The organism is Pseudomonas sp. NPDC088890 (genome assembly GCF_044900155.1).
GTDB classification, from domain to species: domain Bacteria; phylum Pseudomonadota; class Gammaproteobacteria; order Pseudomonadales; family Pseudomonadaceae; genus Aquipseudomonas; species Aquipseudomonas urmiensis.
In genome coordinates, this window is sequence record NZ_JBJDNG010000015.1 from 76,498 (window position 1) to 93,318 (window position 16,821).

At 63.0% G+C, this 16,821-nt stretch carries 14 protein-coding genes; 6 read left to right on the forward strand and 8 right to left on the reverse strand.

All coding sequences use genetic code 11. From position 1 onward, the window contains the following. Positions 1-4 precede the first annotated feature (4 nt). The 6 genes from ACI2JX_RS23125 (at position 5) to yccS (ending at position 9,533) form a co-directional block, all read left to right on the forward strand. Positions 5-1,447 carry a TldD/PmbA family protein gene (locus ACI2JX_RS23125; protein ID WP_264236718.1) on the forward strand — a complete coding sequence of 481 codons (1,443 nt, stop codon included), beginning with the start codon at positions 5-7 and terminating at the stop codon, positions 1,445-1,447. Next, positions 1,447-2,778, forward strand: coding sequence for a TldD/PmbA family protein (locus ACI2JX_RS23130; RefSeq protein ID WP_404691063.1), 1,332 nt, complete (start codon positions 1,447-1,449; stop codon positions 2,776-2,778). The genes ACI2JX_RS23125 and ACI2JX_RS23130 overlap by 1 nt, the downstream gene beginning before the upstream one ends. Before the next feature lie 143 nt (positions 2,779-2,921). Beyond that, positions 2,922-4,349: a multidrug transporter subunit MdtD gene (mdtD, locus tag ACI2JX_RS23135; RefSeq protein ID WP_186557527.1), complete on the forward strand. Its 1,428-nt coding sequence runs from the start codon at positions 2,922-2,924 to the stop codon at positions 4,347-4,349. Positions 4,350-4,461: 112 nt separating this feature from the next. After that, entirely contained in the window at positions 4,462-5,799 is a 1,338-nt protein-coding gene (gene dbpA, locus ACI2JX_RS23140) for an ATP-dependent RNA helicase DbpA (RefSeq protein ID WP_264082888.1), read from the forward strand. A gap of 149 nt (positions 5,800-5,948) precedes the next feature. Beyond that, positions 5,949-7,130 (forward strand): NAD(P)/FAD-dependent oxidoreductase, encoded by a 1,182-nt coding sequence (locus ACI2JX_RS23145; protein WP_186557529.1) that lies wholly within the window; start codon positions 5,949-5,951, stop codon positions 7,128-7,130. Positions 7,131-7,349: 219 nt separating this feature from the next. Continuing rightward, a complete protein-coding gene (yccS, locus tag ACI2JX_RS23150; protein WP_404691064.1) occupies positions 7,350-9,533 on the forward strand; it encodes a YccS family putative transporter in 2,184 nt (727 codons plus the stop codon). A 125-nt stretch (positions 9,534-9,658) separates the two neighbouring features. Here the strand turns inward: yccS and ACI2JX_RS23155 are convergent, their stop codons facing one another. The 8 genes from ACI2JX_RS23155 to ACI2JX_RS23190 form a co-directional block, all read right to left on the reverse strand. After that, a complete protein-coding gene (locus ACI2JX_RS23155; protein ID WP_404691065.1) occupies positions 9,659-10,396 on the reverse strand; it encodes a substrate-binding periplasmic protein in 738 nt (245 codons plus the stop codon). Between the two features lie 177 nt (positions 10,397-10,573). Further along, a complete protein-coding gene (locus tag ACI2JX_RS23160) occupies positions 10,574-11,521 on the reverse strand; it encodes an ornithine cyclodeaminase family protein (protein WP_404691066.1) in 948 nt (315 codons plus the stop codon). Next, complete coding sequence (locus tag ACI2JX_RS23165) at positions 11,518-12,492, reverse strand: threonine/serine dehydratase (RefSeq protein ID WP_404691067.1); 975 nt, start codon at positions 12,490-12,492, stop codon at positions 11,518-11,520. The genes ACI2JX_RS23160 and ACI2JX_RS23165 overlap by 4 nt, the downstream gene beginning before the upstream one ends. A gap of 119 nt (positions 12,493-12,611) precedes the next feature. After that, complete coding sequence (locus tag ACI2JX_RS23170) at positions 12,612-13,247, reverse strand: transcriptional regulator (RefSeq protein ID WP_264236708.1); 636 nt, start codon at positions 13,245-13,247, stop codon at positions 12,612-12,614. A gap of 87 nt (positions 13,248-13,334) precedes the next feature. Then, the gene (locus ACI2JX_RS23175; RefSeq protein WP_264236707.1) at positions 13,335-13,631 is read right to left on the reverse strand and encodes a winged helix-turn-helix domain-containing protein; all 297 of its coding nucleotides are present in this window, start codon (positions 13,629-13,631) and stop codon (positions 13,335-13,337) included. Between the two features lie 12 nt (positions 13,632-13,643). Further along, the gene (locus tag ACI2JX_RS23180) at positions 13,644-14,144 is read right to left on the reverse strand and encodes a M48 family metallopeptidase (RefSeq protein WP_264236706.1); all 501 of its coding nucleotides are present in this window, start codon (positions 14,142-14,144) and stop codon (positions 13,644-13,646) included. 39 nt (positions 14,145-14,183) lie between these two features. Beyond that, positions 14,184-16,304 carry a putative bifunctional diguanylate cyclase/phosphodiesterase gene (locus ACI2JX_RS23185; protein ID WP_404691068.1) on the reverse strand — a complete coding sequence of 707 codons (2,121 nt, stop codon included), beginning with the start codon at positions 16,302-16,304 and terminating at the stop codon, positions 14,184-14,186. A 216-nt stretch (positions 16,305-16,520) separates the two neighbouring features. Further along, positions 16,521-16,821 (reverse strand): class II fructose-bisphosphate aldolase (locus ACI2JX_RS23190; protein ID WP_404691069.1); only part of this gene is annotated, 301 nt, incomplete at its 5' end.

The following is a 16,821-nucleotide window of genomic DNA, read 5'->3' on the forward strand; positions in this document are numbered from 1 at the left end:
CCGCATGTTCGATTCCAGCGCCCTGCTGCGCCAGCGCTTCGCTGCGTTGCGCAGTACGGCCGAGTTGTTTTCCCTGCGCCATGTGAAACAGTCCTACCAAGGCCTGTCGGTGCGCCGCAATGTCGCCGAGCCGCCATTCTTCAGCCAGGATGAAGGCGCCATGCTCACGGTGCGCATCAACGGTGTCGAGGCCTACGCGGCCACCGCCGACCTGTCCCAAGCCGGTTTGCAACAGGCACTGCAACAGGCCGAGGCATTGGCGCGGCAGATCGCCGCGCACAGCCTGCTCGACCTGCGCGAACACGCCGTGCCCAGCGAGCGTCACGAGCATATTTCGCCAAACTTCGAGCAGTCCTTGCCCAACCTTGCCGATTGCCTCGACCTGCTCGCCGCCGAGTCGGCCAGCGTGCCCAAGGACAGCCGCCTGGTCGACTGGCAGGCGAGCCTGGGCATCAGCCGCGTCGAGCAGACCTACCTGAACTCCGCTGGCGCCGAGCTGCGCCATGCCCAGCGCTTTCTGTTCCCGGGCCTTGGGGTAACGGCCAGCGACGGCCAGGACAGCCAGAGCCGCAGCCTGGGGCGGGACAACTTCGGCCAGCAGGGCGGCTTCGAGATCATCCAGCGCTGTGGCCTGGTCGGCGCCGCCCGCCGCGTGGCCGATGAGGCCCTGCAATTGCTGCTGGCGCCCAACACCCCTAGCGGCCCGCGCGACCTGCTGTTGATGCCCGACCAGATGATGCTGCAAATCCACGAGTCGATCGGCCACCCGCTGGAGATGGACCGCATCCTCGGTGACGAGCGCAACTACGCCGGGACCAGCTTCGTCAAAGCCAGCGACTTCGGCCACCTGCAATACGGCTCGACACTACTCAACGTGACCTTCGACCCAACCATCGACGAAGAGCTGGCCAGCTACAGCCACGACGATGACGGGACCCGGGCCCGCAAGCAGTTCCTGATTCGCCAAGGCAAGCTGCTGCGTCCGCTGGGTGGCGCGCTGTCGCAATTCCGCTCGGGGCTTGACGGGGTGGCCAACAGCCGCGCCTGTAGCTGGAACCGCGCACCCATCGACCGCATGGCCAACCTCAACATCGAGCCAGGCGATCAGTCGCTCGAGCAGCTGATCGGCGGCATCGAGCGCGGCATCCTGATGCGCACCAACCGTTCGTGGTCCATCGACGATGCGCGCAACAAGTTCCAGTTCGGCTGCGAGTGGGGCCAGTTGATCGAAGAGGGTCAGCTCAAGGGCGTGGTGAAGAACCCCAACTACCGCGGTATCTCCGCGCAGTTCTGGAGCAACCTGGCGGCAGTTGGCGATCGCAGCACCTTCCAGGTCCTCGGCACGCCCAACTGCGGCAAGGGCGAGCCTAACCAGGTGGTCCGCGTGGGCCATGCTTCGCCGGCTTGTGTATTCCGCCAGATCGACGTATTCGGAGGAGACGCCTGATGAGCGCCACACCCCAGCAACGCTTCGAACAGCTGCTGAGCGCCTTGCGCGCTGCGCTGCAGGATGGCGAGCAGTTCACCCTCGGCTTCAGCGCCGAGCAGTCGCAATTTATCCGTTTCAACCATGCCAAGGTGCGTCAGGCTGGCGAAGTCAGCCAGGCCAGCGCGCAACTGCGGCTGGTGCGCGATGGCCGCCAAGCCGAGCAGCAGTTCACCCTGTGTGGCGACGCCGAGCTCGACCGCCAGCGCCTGCACGAGGCCCTCGAGCAACTGCGCCAGACCCTGCCACTGCTGGCGCTCGATCCTTACCTGAGCCTGGACGACAGCGCCTGGCAGTCGCACAGCCAGCAGCAACAAACGCTGCCTGACATCGCCGAGGTGCTGGCGCTGGTGGAACGCGAGGCGGGTCAGTTGGACCTGGTGGGTATCTACGCAGCCGGGCCGATCTGTCGGGGCTTTGCCAGCTCCTATGGCGCCTTTGGCTGGCATCAGGCCAATAGCTTCAACTTCGATTGGAGCCTGTTCCACGCCAATGGCCAGGCGGTCAAAGCCAACTACGCCGGGCAGTCGTGGGATGCTGCAGCGATGGTTGAGCGCCTGCGCATGAGCCGCGAGCAACTGGCGTTTCTTGGCCGGCCGGCGATTACCCTCAAGCCTGGCAGCTATCGCGCCTACCTGGCGCCAGCGGCCATGGATGAGATTGCCGGGATGCTCGGCTGGGGCGGCTTCTCGGCCCAGGCCCTGGCCACGGGCAACAGTCCGTTGCAGCGACTGTACAGCGGCGATGCGCAGCTCAGCCCGCTGGTCAGTTTCGACGAGCAGGTCAGCGGCTCGCTGAGCCCCGCGTTTTCCGATGAAGGCCTGCCGCGCCGCGATGTTCGGCTGATCGGCGAAGGGCGTGGCCTGGAGCGGCTGATCAGCGCGCGCAGCGCCGCCGAGTTCGCCCTGACGGCCAATGGCGCCGACAGCTACGAAGCGCCGTGCGCCCTGAGCCTGGCGCCGGGCAATCTGCCTTCGGCGCAGATTCTGCAGCGCTTGGGCACCGGGCTGTACATCAGCAACCTGTGGTACCTGAACTACTCGGACCTGCCAGCGGCGCGCATGACCGGCCTGACCCGTTTTGCCACCTTCTGGGTGGAGGATGGCCAGATCCAGGGGCCGGTCAGCACCATGCGCTTCGACGATACCCTGTACAACCTGCTGGGTAACCAGCTGGAGGACCTGACCTGTGAGCGCGAGTTGATCCTGTCGACCAGCACCTATGGCCAGCGGCACACCGGATCGAGTCATTTGCCCGGGGCGTTGGTCAAAGGGCTCACGCTTACCCTGTAAACACCTCTGATCGGCTTCGTGGGAGCGGGCTTGCCCCGCGATAGCGTCAGCCATTGTCGGCCCTGTCGATCAGGCTGACGCTATCGCGGGGCAAGCCCGCTCCCACGAGCCCCGCTCAGTTGCTCTCGACGCGAAGGTTGCTTATGTCCGAACGCCCGCCGCTGGACCCCGTCACCGCCCGCTGGATCCCCTGGGTCGTGGCCATCGCCTTCTTCATGCAGTCGCTGGACGGCACCATCCTCAATACCGCCCTGCCGGCCATGGCCCGTTCACTCGAAGAAGACCCCCTGCGCATGCAAGGCGTGATCATCGCCTACATGCTCACCGTCGCCCTGCTGATTCCGGCCTCTGGCTGGATCGCCGATCGCTTCGGCACCAAACGGATCTTCTTCAGCGCGATTCTGCTATTCAGCTTCGGCTCGCTGCTGTGCGCCATCGCCAACAGCCTGACCTTCCTGATCATCGCCCGGATCATCCAGGGCCTGGGCGGCGCACTGATGCTGCCGGTGGGGCGCCTGGTGGTCCTGCGCGCCTATCCGCGCTCGGAGCTGGTGCGGATCATGAGCTTCATCACCATTCCCGGCCTGCTCGGCCCGCTGCTCGGGCCGACGATGGGCGGTTGGCTGGTGGAGATCCTCAGTTGGCACTGGATCTTTTTGCTCAACCTGCCGGTGGGCGCCCTGGGCTGCTATGCGGTATGGAAGTTCATCCCCGACCTGCGCGGCACGGAACGGACCACCTTCGATGCCCCGGGCTTCATTCTGTTCGGCGCGGCGATGGTACTGATCACCATCGCCATGGAAGGCCTGGGCGAGCTGCACCTGCCGCACTTGCGCGTGATGTTGCTGCTGTTCGCCGGCATGGCGTGCCTGGCGGCCTACTGGCTGCGCGCCGGGCGCGATCCGGAGCCGCTGTTCTCGCCCAGCCTGTTCCGCGTGCGGACCTTTGCCATCGGCATCCTGGGTAACCTGTTCGCTCGCCTGGGCAGCGGCGCGTTGCCATTTTTGGTGCCGTTGTTGCTGCAGATCGCCTTGGGCTACTCACCCTCCCAGGCGGGAATGAGCATGATCCCCCTGGCGGCGGCGGCGATGCTCGCCAAGTCAATTGCCAGGCCGCTGATCGAACGCCTGGGCTACCGGATCATCCTCACCGGCAATACCTTGCTGCTGGGCATTCTGCTGGCCAGCCTGGGCCTGGTGGACGAGCAGACGCCTTACGCCCTGCTGCTGGTGCAGTTGTCCTTGCTCGGCGCGGTCAACTCGCTGCAGTTCACCGCGATGAATACAGTGACCCTGATCGACCTGGACGACGCCAGCGCCAGCAGTGGCAACAGCTTGCTGTCGGTGGTCGCGCAGCTGTCGCTGAGCCTGGGCGTGGCCTGCGCCGGTGCCTTGCTTGGCGGTTTCACCGCGGCTGGCAGCGCCGAAGGCGTGGAAACCACCCTGGGCGCGTTTCAGCTGACCTTCTTCACCATCGGCCTGATGGCCATGCTGGCGGCGGCGATCTTCCTGCAACTGGCGCCGACAGACGGAAGGCGTGCCCGTCGTCCGGAACCGGAGATCGAACCTTAGGGCGAATGGCCACGAGGCTGGTAGACTGTGCGGCATTTTTCGCTTCGCAACGCAGGCCCGCCTCGTGACCACCGAATCCACCGCATTTGCCACTCTGCCGCTGTCCGCCGCCATGCTGGCCAACCTGGACGCCCTCGGCTATGCCGCGATGACCCCGATCCAGGCCCAGAGCCTGCCGGTCATCCTCAAGGGCCAGGACCTGATCGCCCAGGCCAAGACCGGCAGCGGCAAGACCGCCGCCTTCGGCATCGGCCTGCTCAACCCGATCAACCCGCGCTACTTCGGCTGCCAGGCGCTGGTCCTGTGCCCGACCCGCGAGCTGGCCGATCAGGTCGCCAAAGAACTGCGCCGGCTGGCCCGGGCCGAGGACAACATCAAGATCCTGACCCTGTGCGGTGGCGTCTCGCTCGGCCCGCAGATCGCCTCGCTGGAGCATGGCGCGCACATCATCGTCGGCACCCCAGGCCGGGTGCAGCAGCACCTGGACAAGGGCACCCTGGTGCTCGACGGGCTCAACACCCTGGTGCTCGACGAAGCTGACCGGATGCTCGACATGGGCTTCTTCGACGCCATCGCCAGCATCATCGGCAAGACCCCGGCGCGCCGCCAGACCTTGCTGTTCTCCGCCACCTATCCAAGCGGCATCGAGCAATTGGCCGCAGACTTCATGCGCAAGCCGCAGCAGGTCAAGGTCGAAGCGTTGCACAGCGAAACCCAGATCGAGCAGAGCTTTATCGAGATCGACCCACAGCAGCGCCTCGAAGCGCTGACCCGGGTGCTTGGCCACTATCGCCCTGAATCGTGCGTGGCGTTCTGCTTCACCAAGCAGCAGTGCGAAGAGGTGGTTGCCCACCTCACCGCCAAGGGCATCGTTGCCCAGGCCCTGCATGGTGATCTGGAGCAGCGTGACCGCGATCAGGTGCTGGCCATGTTCGCCAACCGCAGCAGCTCGGTACTGGTGGCCACTGACGTCGCCGCCCGTGGCCTGGATATCGATGGCCTGGACATGGTGATCAACGTTGAGCTGGCGCGCGACGCCGAGATCCACGTACACCGCGTTGGCCGTACCGGTCGCGCTGGCGAGAAAGGCGTGGCGGTGAGCCTGGTGGCACCGGCCGAAGGCCATCGCGCCCAGGCCATCGAGCAGTTGCAGAAGCGCCCGCTGCGCTGGGAGCAACTGGACAGCCTGAAGAACAAAGGCGGCGAACCGCTGCTGCCGGTCATGGCCACCTTGTGCATTGCCGCCGGACGCAAGGACAAGCTGCGCCCAGGCGATATCCTTGGCGCGCTGACCGGTGATGCGGGGATTCCTGGCAAGCAGGTGGGCAAGATCGCCATCTTCGACTTCCAGGCCTTCGTGGCGGTGGAGCGGGCCTTGGCCAAGCAGGCCATGCAGCGGCTCAACAGCGGCAAGATCAAGGGCCGTTCGCTGAAAGTTCGTATCCTTTAAGCAGCACCACGTGCCCTGTAGGAGCGGGCTTGCCCGCGATAGCGGTCGACCAGGCAACGTCGTTGACCCTCCTCACGCTATCGCAGGACAAGCCCACTCCTACCAGGGTGGCGTCGACCTCCTATTTCATCGTTCGCAGGGAAACTATCTTGCACTCCACCGACGTGATCATCCTCGGCGCTGGCGCCGCCGGCCTGATGTGCGCTCAACTCAGTGCCCGACGCGGGCGCCGTGTGCTTCTGCTCGACCACGCCAACAAACCGGGCAAGAAGATCCTCATGTCCGGCGGCGGGCGCTGCAACTTCACCAACCTGTACACCGAGCCTGGCAACTTCCTCTCGCACAACCCACATTTCTGCAAGTCGGCGCTTGCCCGCTACACCCAGTGGGACTTCATCGAGCTGGTGGCCAAGCATGGCGTGCCATATCACGAGAAGAAGCTGGGCCAGCTGTTTTGCGATAACAAGTCCAGCGACATCCTCAACCTGCTGCTCGCCGAATGTGACGATGCCGGGGTCGAGCTGCGGATGGAAACCAGCATCGAGACCATCGACAAGACCGACAGCGGTTATCGCCTGCACACCAGCGCTGGGCCGTTTGCCTGCCAGTCGCTGGTGATCGCCACCGGCGGTCTGTCGATTCCGACCCTGGGCGCCAGCGGCTTTGGCTATCAGGTCGCACGCCAGTTCGGCCACAGCCTGCTGCCCACCCGCGCAGGTTTGGTGCCGTTCACCATCACCGAGCCCCAGCTCAAGGCACTGTGCAGTGAACTCTCGGGGACCTCGCTCGATTGCACCGCCAGCTGCAACGGCACCAGCTTCCGCGAGAACCTGCTGTTCACCCATCGTGGCCTGAGTGGCCCGGCGATCTTGCAGATCTCTTCGTTCTGGGAGGCAGGCGACACGGTCGAGATCAACCTGCTGCCGGACCGCGATGCCCTCGACTGGCTGCAACAGCAACAGACCGAGCGCGCCAACAGCGAACTGAAGACCGTGCTGGGCGAGGTGTTCACGCGCAAGCTGGCCAACCTGTTGGCTGATCAGTGGTTCGTCTCCAAGCCGATGAAGCAGTACACCCCGGCCGAGCTTGTGCAGATTGCCGAGAAGCTGGCGGCCTGGCAGGTTGTGCCGGCCGGGACTGAGGGCTATCGCACTGCTGAGGTGACGCTTGGCGGGGTGGATACCCGCGAGGTGTCGTCCAAGACCATGGAATCGCTGAAGAGCCCGGGGCTGTACTTCATTGGTGAAGTACTGGACGTCAGCGGCCATCTGGGTGGGTTTAATTTCCAGTGGGCCTGGGCCTCGGCTAACGCCGCCGCGCAGTTCGTGTAAGGTAGAATCCTTTCAGCACGGAACGCTTCTTGCTGGTCCGTGCCAGGATGCATCAAAGCTGGGTCCGCTGCGCGGCCCTTCGCGGGCAAGCCCGCTCCCACAGCGGCCAGCGCAAAACTCTGTGGGAGCGGGCTTGCCCGCGAAGGGCCGCGCAGCGGACCCCAGCTGCAATGGCATTCACTGAACAGGTTCTCATTCGATCACTGCCAGCAGGCCATCATGTCATCGAGCTCGTTTCGCCATTCTCTGCGTCGCCTGTGGGGCCAAGACAAGTTCAGCTACAGCATCCGGGTAACCGTCGCCCTCACCGGCAGCATGGCCCTGTGCTGGTACCAGGATGAAATGAACCTGTTGATCCCGCTGTTCCTGGGGATCATCGCCAGCGCCCTGGCCGAGACCGACGACGGCTGGCAGGGCCGGCTCAGCGCGCTGCTGGTGACCCTGGTGTGTTTTGCCATCGCCGCACTGTCAGTCGAGCTGCTCTTCCCCTATCCGTGGATTTTCGCCATCTCGCTGGCCTTGGCCGCGTTCTGCCTGACCATGCTCGGCGCCCTGGGCGAACGCTACGGGGCAATCGCCTCGGCAACATTGATTCTGTCGGTGTACACCATGATCGGCGTGGACCAGCGCGGTGGCGAAGTCACCGATTTCTGGCACGAGCCTTTGCTGCTGGTAGCCGGCGCCGCCTGGTATGGCCTGCTCTCGGTGCTGTGGCAGGCGCTGTTCTCCAACCAGCCGGTGCAGCAGAGCCTGGCCAAGCTGTTCAATGAGCTGGGCCGCTACCTCAAGCTCAAGGCCAACCTGTTCGAGCCGATCCGCAACCTCGACGTCGAGGCCCGGCGCCTGGAACTGGCCCAGCAAAATGGCAAGGTGGTGGCAGCGCTCAACGCAGCCAAGGAAATCATTCTGCACCGGGTCGGCAACAGCCAGCCGAACTCCAAGGTCAGTCGCTACCTCAAGCTGTACTTCCTGGCCCAGGATATTCATGAGCGGGTCAGCGCCTCGCACTACCCCTACAATGCGCTGGCCGAAGCGTTTTTCCACAGCGATGTGATGTTCCGTTGCCAACGCCTGCTACGCCAGCAAGGCTCGGCCTGCCAGCAGCTGGCCGAATCGATCCGCCTGCGCCAGCCCTTCGTCTATGGCACCGGCTTTGCCGAAGCACTGGAAGACCTGCACGCCTCGCTCGAACACCTGCGCATCCAGAGCAACCCCGCCTGGCGCGGGCTGCTGCGCTCGTTGCGCGCGCTGGCCGGTAACCTGGCTACCCTCGACCGCCTGCTCGGTGCTGCGAGCAACCCGGACAGCCTCGCCGACGCCAGCGACAGCAGCCTGCTCGACCGCTCGCCACGCACCTTCAAGGATGTCTGGAGCCGGCTGCGCACGCAGCTCACGCCCACTTCATTGCTGTTCCGCCACGCCCTGCGCCTACCGCTGGCGTTGTCGATCGGCTATGGCATGGTGCATTTGATCCACCCGACCCAAGGCTACTGGATCATCCTCACCACGCTGTTCGTCTGCCAGCCCAACTACGGCGCGACCCGGCGCAAGCTGGTGCAACGGATCTTCGGCACGGCCATCGGCTTGACGGTGGGCTGGGCGCTGTTCGATCTGTTCCCCAACCCGATCATCCAATCGATGTTCGCGGTGGTGGCGGGTGTAGTGTTCTTCGTCAACCGTACCACCCGCTACACTTTGGCCACCGCCGCAATTACCTTGATGGTGCTGTTCTGCTTCAACCAGATCGGCGATGGCTACGGGCTGTTCCTGCCGCGCCTGTTCGATACCCTGGTCGGCAGCCTGATCGCCATTCTGGCAGTGTTCCTGTTCCTGCCCGACTGGCAGGGGCGGCGCTTGAACAAGGTGCTGGCCAACACCCTCAGCTGCGCCAGCGCCTACCTGCGCCAGATCATGCAGCAATACGCCCATGGCAAGCGTGACGACCTGGCCTATCGCCTGGCCCGGCGCAACGCGCACAACGCCGATGCAGCGCTGTCGACCACCCTGGCCAACATGCTCATGGAGCCGGGGCATTTCCGTAAGGAGGCAGATGTCGGCTTCCGTTTCCTGGTGCTCTCGCACACCCTGCTCAGCTATCTGTCCGGGCTGGGTGCGCACCGTGATACGGCGTTGCCGGCCGAGGTGCATGAGCAGTTGATCGAGGGTGCCGGGCAGAGCTTGGCCAAGAGCTTGGAAGAGATCGCCAATGGCCTGGCAGCGCGGCTACCCGTGGCGATCCACAGTGATGAGGAAGAGGCCCTGGCCAATGCACTGGAGCAAATGCCAGAGGAGCTGGATGAGCATCAACGCCTGGTGCAGACGCAATTGGCGTTGATCTGTCGCCAGCTCGGACCGCTGCGGACCATGGCCGCTCACTTGATCAAGGAAGGCTCTCCCGCCTGAGGATTGGCGGCTGCCCATTCAGGCCTGATCAATTGTCCCCTCGGGCGCGGGCTTACAACCCTTCAGGGTGATCAATTGTTCTCGTGGCAGCGGGCTTGCCTCGCGATAAGGCCTGCACCGCCCCCTCAGAACCCATGCTGGCGTAACAGCCGGGCATAACTGCCATCGGCCTTCATCGCCACGATTGCGCGCTCGAACCGCTGCACGATTTGCTGATGCTGTGGATGCTTGAGGCTCACCAGGATATGCAGGCTGTTCTCCCCCAGCGGCGGCTCGACGAAGCTCACCGCATCGCGCACCTGCTGTGGCTCGCGCTGCAAGTTGTAGCGGGCCACATACTCGTCTTCCACTGCCAACTTCACCCGCCCTGCGGCCAGCATGCGTACGGCAGATGAGAAGTTACGCACAGGCACTTTGCTCAAGCGGGTATCACTGTCGAAATCCGGTGAGTAGGCATAATCGCGCACCACCGCAATCGAGTAGGGATACAGGTCGGCCTGGCGCTTGTAGCTAAAGGCATCTCCCTGGCGCTTGAGCAGGCGAATCCGATTGGTCAGGTAGGCTTTGGAAAATTGGCCGATCAGCGCGCGCGAGTCGTTGTACCAGGCATTCACCAGTACATCGTAGCGACCATCAGCCACGCCCTTGAGCGCCCTGGCCCAAGGCACCTCCTCGAACTCGCTGGCATATCCCGCACGCATCAGGGCGGTGGTGACGATGCTGGTGGCCAGGCCGCCGCCGGGCATGCCGGTATCGGTGAAAGGCGGCCAGCTGTCGGACACCAGGCGTAGCTTGTCCTGTGCCGATGCTGCGGGCAGCAGCATTACCGTCAGCAATCCAACAACACAAAGCAGTGGCCGCATGCTCAAGTCCTTTCGCAATTAGGGGCTCACGCGCGATCTCATCACTACAGGCTTGGCAGAGTACACAAAGGCGAAAGCCGGTCGCAGCCGACAATAATGTCAAATAGCCTCTATTTTGGCCGAATTCCATCAAGGGTGATTTGAAGCAATTGCCAGACTTGTCGCGAGCCATGGCTATCAACGTACGAGTTTCTCGAAAACGCTGCAGGCGATTTGTGCATCCTGCACGGCTACGCCGGTCAGGTCAGCCAAGGTCAAATGCTCATGTGCTTCTCGCCCTGGGGCATGTCCGGCGAGTACAACGCCGATTTCGGTCAGCTGGTCGTGGGTAATCAGCCCAGCCTTCAAGGCGTGAGATACCTCGCCGTACTGACTGCATTGGGCAGCAGAGTCGACGATGATTCGCTGCGCGCTGGCGACCACTGCCGGATCCAGCTCCTGCTTGCCGGGGCAATCGGCCCCGACCGCGGTGATGTGAGTGCCCGCCTGGAGCCACTCTGGGTTGAGCAGCGCTGCACGCGAGGGGGTCGCGCAGACGATCAGGTTAGCCGCTTCAGCAACTGCCTGCGGCTCACTCACAGCCCGTACCGCGAAGCCCAGGGTCTCGGCAAACGCATGATAGCGCTGCAGCCCTGGCTCACTACGCCCCCAGACCACAACCTGACGACAGTCAGTAACGCTCATCAGTTGTTCAAGCTGAAGCCGCGCCTGCATGCCAGTGCCCAGGATACCAATCGCTTCGACCTGGTTCGGCGCCAGCAGCTTGGCCACGATTCGACCGGCCAGCGCGGTGCGCATGCAGGTCAACCAACCTTGGTCGGCAAGCAGTGCCAACGGCTGGCCGCTATGAGCACTGAGCACCAGCATCAGCCCATCGTTACTGTCCAGGCCTTTGCCAGGATTATCGTAAAAACCGGTGGACAGTTTCACCGTGAACGTATCGCTGCCCTCGATAAAGGCCGACTTGATGCAACAATCACCATTGGCCTGGGTAAAACTGAAGGTCTGAACCGGCGGCACCTGAACTTTGCCCGCAGAGTAGGCAATGAAGCCTTCTTGTAGACGCTGCAGGGCCAGCTCGACGTCTAGCGCCGCCATGATCGCCGACTTGTCGAAAACCTTCATGCAATGGCCTCGAGGAATTTCTCCAAAACGATATTGCGTCCGCACAGCACCACCGCGACCTTCTTGCCACGATACTCCTCGGCAAGTTTTTTCATTCCAGCCAGGGCGACGCCCGCAGCACCCTCGATGATCCAGCGCTCACAACTGGCGGCATCCCGCATGGCTGCCTTGATTTCAGCCTCGCTGACCAGCACGGTCTGGCTCAACAGTTGCTGGCACAGGCCAAAGGTGATGCTGTCTGGCTCAACACCGCCTGCGGTACCGTCGGATAGGGTCTCCTGCTCTTGCATGTCGATGATCCGTCCCGCCTGCAGCGAGGCCTGCAACGTCGGCGCGTTGGCCGGCCAGCAGCCAATAATCCGGGTACGCGGCGCAAGACCTTGCAGCGCGGCGCCGATGCCCGAGATCAAACCGCCCCCCCCCACCGCTACGAACACGGCGTCCAACTCAGGCAGTTGCTCGAACAGCTCCATGCCGACGGTGCCTTGGCCGGCAATGATGTCGAAGTCGTTGTAGGGAGAGACGAACGGCTTGCCCTGCAAGCGCGCCTGACGCCCTGCCTCCAGTTCGACGCCAAGCGGGTCGAGGTCCAGGCAGCAAACTTCGGCGCCCAACGTGCGCATGGCCTCAAGTTTGTAGACCGAAGCGTCACGGGTGGTGAAGACCGTCACTGGTACTGCCAATGCGCGGCCCGCCAGGGCCAAGCCTTGGCCATGGTTGCCTGAGGACGCAGTGATCACGCCAAGCCGCCGCTGCTCGGCATCCAGCAAGCGCAGCTTGTTACTGGCGCCGCGGTACTTGAACGATCCAGTGTGCTGCAAATGCTCGCATTTAAGATACACCTCACACCCAGTCATGGCTGAAAGCCTGGCGCTATGGCTTAGCGGTGTAACCGCCACCTGAGGGCGCAGCACCTGGTGCGCTTGGCGGATCGCCTGCTGCAAGTCGGCAAGGGAAGGAACGTCGATCATCAGCAAAGCCTCTGGCACGTAGGAAGCCGCGCACACGGCACCCTTATATAGAAATTAAATCCACAGTAGAATTAATTTCTACAAAATACAAGCATGCACAGACAGACTGATTGAGTCCGTCAACTCTCGCGGATGAGCTTGACGTACTTGTATACCGTTGCACGGCCCATACCGAGAACGTTGGCCACGTAGTCATAAGCGCTTTTGCCGCGGAACGCTCCTTCCCCGTGCAGCGCTTCGACCAACTCACGTTTCTGCTCACGATCAAGCGAGTTCAGACTTTGATTTCGCTGCGCCAGCCAGGTATGCAGGAACGTGTTGATGCGCTCCTGCCAATCGTCCCTGAACAACGCTTCAGGCTGCGGCAGTAGGCGGCTTGATTGGAAAAAAAGCTCCAACGCGTGTTTGGCTTGCTCTAGCACGCCGATGTTGAAGTTGATGCACAGCAGTGCTTCCGGCCTGCCCGCCTCATCTACCATTACGCTACTGATCGAGCGGATCTTCTGACCGTTCCAGTTGAGTTTCTCGTAGGGGCCCAGGCGGTTCGCGCCATCGAGGTCTGCGGGCAGGTCCTCCAGGCACGAATCATCGCCCAGCTGACGCTTGGAGATATTGTTGGCAATGTGCACGATGGTCTGGCTGCCCAGGTCATGCACAACCACCTCGGCGTGAGGGAACAACAAAGTCGCGACGCCGTCGGCCATCGCGGCGTAGTTGATGAAGCGGGGGCCGAGGGCCTGGCGTTTTGCCGACATCTGGGAAATTCCTGAGCGTGAAGAGCAACATGCTAAACGAGCGAGAAAACGATGCGAAGCGACGCCACCCCAAACGATCAATAGCGCTCAGGGATACCGCAACACCTCACGGATCTTGCGCAGGTGCTGAATGATCCACTGCTTGTCGATCGCACCCCAGTCATGGATGCGGTAGTGCCCAGCATGGTTGCGCGCACCCGCTTCTTGCTCGAACTCGCAGACGATGTCCAGGTCGGCCAGGGCCGCGATGGTGTCCTGGGCGGTGCGCCGGGGCATGCCAGTGGCCTCCATCAAGGCGGGAACGCTGGTCGCGGTCTGGCTGTCGATCAGCCAGGCCACGTAGAGGCGACGGTAGAAACTGCTCTTGGTCTTGCTTACATCCATGCTGGGTGGTCCTTACGTGGTGCCCGGCAGCTCCCGGTAGGTCAGGTAGACGCGCAGGTCGAATTCCAGTTGATGGTAGTCCGGCTCCATGTGCTGGCACAGCTGGTAGAAGGCCTTGTTGTGGTCGTGCTCCTTGAGGTGGGCCAACTCGTGCACGACGATCATGCGCAGGAACTGCGGCGCGGCTTCCTTGAACAATGCCGCAATGCGGATCTCTTTTTTCGCCTTGAGCTTGCCGCCCTGCACTCGCGATACCGCGGTATTGAGCCCCAAGGCACGGTGGGTCAGGTCCAGGCGGTTGTCGAACAGCACTTTATCCAGGTTCGGCGCGCTGCGCAGATAGGCCTGCCTGAGCGCTTGGGCATAGAGATACAAGGCTTTGTCGTTCTGCACCTGGTGGCGCCCTGGATAGCGCTGGCGCAGGTAATCGCCCAGGCGGTCGCTGGCAATCATCTGGCGCACCTGCTCCTGCAGGTGCGGTGGGTAGGCTTGCAAGTAGCGTAATTCGGTCATGGCACGGCGGTCGCTGAAAGCAGAGGCGATTCTAGCCAATCATGACCGTGGCCAGGGGAAAATCGCCGGGAAGCCGCTGGCATCGGCGCAGGTCATCGGCCGCGCCACCAAGAAGCCCTGCACATAGGCACAGCCATTGGCCTTGAGCCAGGCGGCCTGGGCGGCGGTCTCGACGCCTTCGGCGATCACCGTGATGGCGTAGTCGGCGCACAAGCCGATGACACTGCGCACCAGCGCGGCATCACCCGCCGAGTCCGGCAATCGACTGACCAGATGACGGTCGAGTTTGAGGGTATCGATCGGCAAGTCGCGGACCATGCGCAACGAACACTCACCCGCGCCAAAGTCGTCCAGCGCCACCCGTACGCCCAGCTCGTGCAAGCGCTTGACCTGCTTGATCGCCGCATCGATGTTGTAGATCAGTGAGGTTTCCGCCACCTCGACCTCCAGCTGTGCAGGTTGTAGGCCGTGCTCCTCGATCACCCGGCGCAGCTCGTCGACCAGGTTGGGCATGGCGAACTGAATCCGGCTCAGGCTGATGCTCAGCACCAGCTCAGGCGCGAAGTGCTCATTCCAGGCTTGGCGCTGAGCGGCGCCCTGATCATAGATCCAGCTGGCCAGCCGGCTGATAAGACGGGTTTCCTCGAGCAAGGGAATGAACAGCGCAGGCGGAACGTCGCCGACGCTTGGGTGCTGCCAGCGCAGCAACGCCTCGAAGCCGCGCAATGTCCCGTCAGCGAACGCCACCTGAGGCTGGAACACCAGGCTGAAGTCCTTCTGTTCGATGGCCGATCGCACCCCGTCTTCGAGCATCAAGCGGGACCGGGCCCGCCCATTGAGCTCCTGATCGTAGAAGCGATACTGCTGGCGACCGGCTTGCTTGGCGGCGTACATCGCGGTGTCGGCCGCGCGGATCAAGCCTTCGACCGTGCCGCCGCAATCGGGGTAGGTGGCGATGCCGATGCTGACGCCAAGGCAGACATCCACACCCTCGACCTGATGAGAAATCGACAGGCGCTCGATCACCTGCTCGGCAAACCGCCCGGCCCGCTCCGGGTAGGGCAAGCCATCGAACAACGCGGTGAATTCATCACCGCCCATGCGCGCCAGCAAGGCCTCGCTGCCCAGGCAGTCCTTGAGTTGTTCGCCGACCCGGCGCAGCACCTCATCGCCGGCCTCATGACCTAGCGAGTCGTTGACCCGCTTGAAACCATCCAGGTCCATGTACATCAATGCCTGGGCTTTGTCCGAGCGCTCACTGCGCAGCAGCGCACCCTCGGCGGCCTGATAGAAGCCGCGGCGATTGAGCAGGCCGGTGAGCGGATCGGTGACCGCCTGGTATTCCAATTGCTGGTGCAGGCTGCGTACTACCGACATATCCAGCACCGTCACCACCATGGCGCGCTGCTCCGCCGGCAAGGGTGCACAGGACAGCGCTACCGGCACCAACTGGCCGCCGAGGGTACGCAGCTGGGCATCATGCACGCGGAAGATCTGCCGGGCCAAGTACGCCTGATAAAACTCTGACTCGCGCCACAGGCAGGCCGTTACCAATTGCACCAGGTCGAGCACATGCGCGCCTTGCAACTTATCCACAGGCGTTTCGAGCAAGCGCGAGATGGCCGGGTTGGCAAAGCCGATGGTGCCAGCCTCATCCACTACCAGAATGCCTTCGGCCGCGTTTTCCAGAATCGATGCATTGAACGCCCTGGCCGTTTCCAGCTCGCGGGTCAGGCGTTGCAGCATGCGCCGGTTGCGCTGCTGCTCCAGCAACGCCTGCACCTTGGGCTTGAGGATCTGCGGATCGAAGGGTTTGAACAGGTAATCCACCGCACCTGCGGCATAGCCCTTGAGCACCGCGGCTTGCGACTGCTCGTTGGCGGTCAGGAAGATAATCGGCGTCAGCCGGGTTCGCTGGCTGCCGCGCATCAGCCGGGCCACCTCGAAACCGTCCATTTCGGGCATTTGCACATCCAGCAGGACCAGGTCCACGTCATGCTGCAGCAATGCGCTCAAGGCTTCCATCCCCGAGCTTGCGGTGAGCACCTGCCAGTCTTGCCGGGCCAACAGCGCCCGCATGCTGATCAGGTTCTCCGGGTAATCGTCGACAACCAGCAGAACGGATCGGCCATCCGGGGCATTGGGTTGAGCTTCATCCATGCTGCTTCTCTTGTAAGCGCGACTGCCACTACCAATTGGATCCGATTAACTACTCTAGACGGGGGTTGGCCGGGTGCAATGCAATCAGAACGCTATCAGTCGGATATCTTCGCCCAAACCGACTAACGGTCGTGCCCGGTCTTGTTCCACGATGGCGCTAAACAGCAGCCATAAAAAAACCCGCATCTCTGCGGGTTTTTCCTGCACGGGTGCGGATCAGTTGACCTTGGCAGCCAGCTCGCCTTTCAGGTAACGCTGGTACATGCCTTCCAGGGAGATCGGTTTGATCTTGGAGGCATTACCGGCAGTGCCGAAGGCTTCGTAACGGGCGATGCAGACGTCGCGCATGGCTTTGACGGTTTCGCCGAAGAACTTACGTGGGTCGAATTCGCTCGGGTTGGTCGCCATCAGGCGACGCATGGCACCGGTCGAGGCCAGACGCAGGTCGGTATCGATGTTGACCTTGCGCACGCCGTACTTGATGCCTTCGACGATTTCTTCAACCGGTACGCCGTAG